The sequence below is a fragment of the Streptomyces sp. NPDC057654 genome (assembly GCF_042800135.1).
Classification (GTDB): Bacteria; Actinomycetota; Actinomycetes; order Streptomycetales; family Streptomycetaceae; genus Streptomyces.
In genome coordinates this window covers 1-2,838 of record NZ_JBHVHQ010001015.1, presented here as the reverse complement: position 1 = coordinate 2,838, position 2,838 = coordinate 1, and the positions used below count along the sequence as shown (strand labels likewise).

The window sequence follows — 2,838 nt, the reverse complement described above, 5'->3', positions numbered from 1 at the left end:
GATTCCCACCGGGGCCCCGCCGTCGAACGCTGAACGTCAGGCGCCGAACGCCGAACGTCTAAAACATTGAGAACACCGCACGCTGCTCAGAGCGCGCTGAAACCGACCTTGCGGGCGGTCGGCTCGCCGATCTCGACATACGCGAGTCGGTCGGCCGGCACCAGGACCTTGCGTCCGTGCTCGTCCGTGAGGCTCAGCAGCTGCGCCTTGCCGCCCAGCGCCTCGGCCACCGCGCGCTCGACATCCTCGGCAGACTGCCCGCTCTCCAGAACGATCTCGCGGGGCGCGTGCTGCACGCCGATCTTGACCTCCACGGCTTTTGTCCCTCCGATGGTCAGTATGGGTACGCGGTCAGCCGCGCCGTACGCAGCACACATTAGCCCGGTACGGGCGCGTGGCGGGGCGCGGGCCGCACGCCCGCAGCGAACAGAGGATCAACGGCCGGCGGCCGGAGCGGAGCGCTACGCGCCGTCCGTGCCGTGCAGCGGGAAGCCGGCGATGCCGCGCCAGGCCAGCGACGTGAGCAATTGCACCGCGGTATCGCGCGGGACCGTGCTGCCGCTGGAGAGCCAGTAGCGGGCGACGACCTGGGAGACGCCGCCGAGCCCCACGGCCAGCAGCATCGACTCGTCCTTGGAGAGGCCGGTGTCCTCGGCGATGACGGCGCAGATCGCCTCCGCGCACTCCAGCGACACCTTGTCGACGCGCTCGCGCACCGCGGGCTCGTTCGTCAGGTCGGACTCGAAGACGAGCCGGAACGCGCCGCCCTCCTCCTCCACGTACGCGAAGTAGGCGTCCATCGTCGCGGCGACGCGCAGTTTGTTGTCGGTCGTGGACGCGAGGGCCGTGCGCACCGCGTGCAGCAGGGCCTCGCAGTGCTGGTCCAGCAGGGCCAGATAGAGGTCCAGCTTGCCGGGGAAGTGCTGGTAGAGGACCGGCTTGCTGACGCCGGCGCGCTCGGCGATGTCGTCCATCGCCGCCGCGTGGTAGCCCTGCGCGACGAATACCTCCTGGGCCGCGCCCAGAAGCTGGTTGCGTCGGGCCCGGCGCGGCAGGCGCGTGCCCCGCGGGCGCGCCTCGGTCTGCTCGATGGCTGTCACGCCGCCTCCCAAGATCAATCCATGCACGGTGTGCACCGCGCCCGCCATCGTACTTTTGGGTAACAGGCCGGCGCGCGGTCCGGGCGGAGAATTTCACGCTCTGAGCACAGTGGGATATCGACAAATCCGAGATTGCCGACAAAACACCCTTCTCGCTCGTGGTTGGGTGGTTACCGCCAGTCGCCGTGATCGGGCGGCTACCGGTAGTCGTCCTCGTCGGTCTCGACCACGCGGGCCTGCTCGGCCACGTCCCCGGGGTCGGCCGCGTCGAGATCGGCTCCGGTCATGGGCTCGTCGCGGCGCTGGGTGAGATCGGTCTGCTGCTCGGCGGTGTCGGCTTCGGGGGCCTCGACGCCGATCTCCGACGCGCCGGACGCGCCGCCGCTGTCACCGCCGCCGGTGTAGTCGTCGGCGTATTCGTCGAAGGTCTCGGGGTCGGTCGGGTCTACAGGCATGGTGGCCCCTTTCCCAGGTGCGCGGCCCTCACACGGGATGCCGGGCGAGCGCCCCTGCGTCCGAGCCTAGGAGAGGCGGGTCCGGCCCGCCACGCGATCTGTGACGGCGGACACACGAGCTTGCGGCGTGATCGTCTCGTAACATTGCCCGCATGTCTTCGACCGAGTCGCCGGATGCCCGCACTGTCCCCACGGTGCCGCCCGGGGGCTCGATCCGAAGCGGCGCGGGGGAGGCGCTGCGGACCGTGACCCTGCCCGGCCTCAGCCTGGCCGTCCGCTCCCGGCCGCCGCTGGCCGAGGGGCTGGCGCCCGCCCTGTACGTGCACGGGCTCGGCGGCTCGTCGATGAACTGGTCCGACCTGATGGCGCGGCTCGCGCACCGGGTGGACGGCGAGGCCCTCGACCTGCCGGGGTTCGGCCACTCCCCGCCGCCCGACGACGGCGACTACTCCATCACCGCACACGCGCGGGCCGTCATCCGCTATCTCGACGCGAGCGAGCGCGGCCCGGTGCACCTGTTCGGGAACTCGCTGGGCGGCGCCGTCGCCACCCGCGTCGCCGCGGTACGGCCGGACCTGGTCCGTACGGCCACGCTCATCTCGCCCGCGCTGCCCGAGCTGCGCCCGCAGCGCACCGCCGTGCCCACGGCGATACTGGCCGTGCCGGGGATCATGCCGCTCTTCATCCGCGCCACCAAGGGCTGGAGTCCGGAGCGGCACACCCGCGAGGTGCTCGCGCTCTGCTACGGCGACCCGCGGCGCGTGTCGGCGGAGACCTTCGAGGACGCCGTGGCCGAATACGAGCGGCGGCTCGGGCTCCCTTACTTCTGGGACGTGATGATGCGTTCGGCGCGTGGCATCGTCGACGCCTATACCCTCGGCGGGCAGCATTCCCTCTGGCGGCAGGCGGAGCGAGTCCTCGCGCCCACTCTGCTCGTTTACGGCATGCGGGACCAATTGGTCGGTTTCCGTATGGCGCGCCGGGCCGGCCGGTCCTTCCGGGACTCGCGGCTGCTGGAGCTCGTCGAAGCGGGACACGTCGCGATGATGGAGGAGCCGGAGACAGTGGCGCGGGCCTTCGAGGAACTGCTGGACGACGTCGATGCGCGGCACGCCCGCGGCACGGGAGGGGGCGGGGCGCCCCGTGGGTAAACACAGCGCGCGCGGCTCCGGCGCGGGGCGCTCAAAAGCGGCGGACGCCCCGCAGCCGACGGCGCCCGCCGCGCCCGGCACGGGCCGTCGCCGCAGAGCGCCCCGGAACGAGGCCGAGACCGGGAACGGGGC

General features: G+C 71.9%; 4 protein-coding genes. 1 reads left to right on the top strand and 3 read right to left on the bottom strand.

The annotated features are described in order from the left end of the window. Positions 1–86 precede the first annotated feature (86 nt). The 3 genes from ACFU99_RS39750 to ACFU99_RS39740 form a co-directional block, all read right to left on the bottom strand. Positions 87–314, bottom strand: a complete 228-nt coding sequence (locus tag ACFU99_RS39750) for a DUF3107 domain-containing protein (protein ID WP_384402442.1) — start codon at positions 312–314, stop codon at positions 87–89. 147 nt (positions 315–461) lie between these two features. Continuing rightward, entirely contained in the window at positions 462–1,100 is a 639-nt protein-coding gene (locus ACFU99_RS39745) for a TetR/AcrR family transcriptional regulator (RefSeq protein ID WP_363227393.1), read from the bottom strand. Between the two features lie 197 nt (positions 1,101–1,297). After that, positions 1,298–1,555: a hypothetical protein gene (locus ACFU99_RS39740; RefSeq protein WP_384402439.1), complete on the bottom strand. Its 258-nt coding sequence runs from the start codon at positions 1,553–1,555 to the stop codon at positions 1,298–1,300. 152 nt (positions 1,556–1,707) lie between these two features. Here ACFU99_RS39740 and ACFU99_RS39735 point away from each other — a divergent pair, with 152 nt between their 5' ends. Beyond that, on the top strand, positions 1,708–2,706 hold the full coding sequence (locus ACFU99_RS39735) for an alpha/beta fold hydrolase (protein WP_384402436.1): 999 nt from the start codon (positions 1,708–1,710) through the stop codon (positions 2,704–2,706). The last annotated feature ends 132 nt before the right edge of the window (positions 2,707–2,838 follow it).

Coding starts and splice junctions, on each gene's coding strand:
- ACFU99_RS39740 (WP_384402439.1), bottom strand. CDS start 1,555: ATGCCTGTAGACCCGACCGACCCCGAGACCTTCGACGAATACGCCGAC.
- ACFU99_RS39735 (WP_384402436.1), top strand. CDS start 1,708: ATGTCTTCGACCGAGTCGCCGGATGCCCGCACTGTCCCCACGGTGCCG.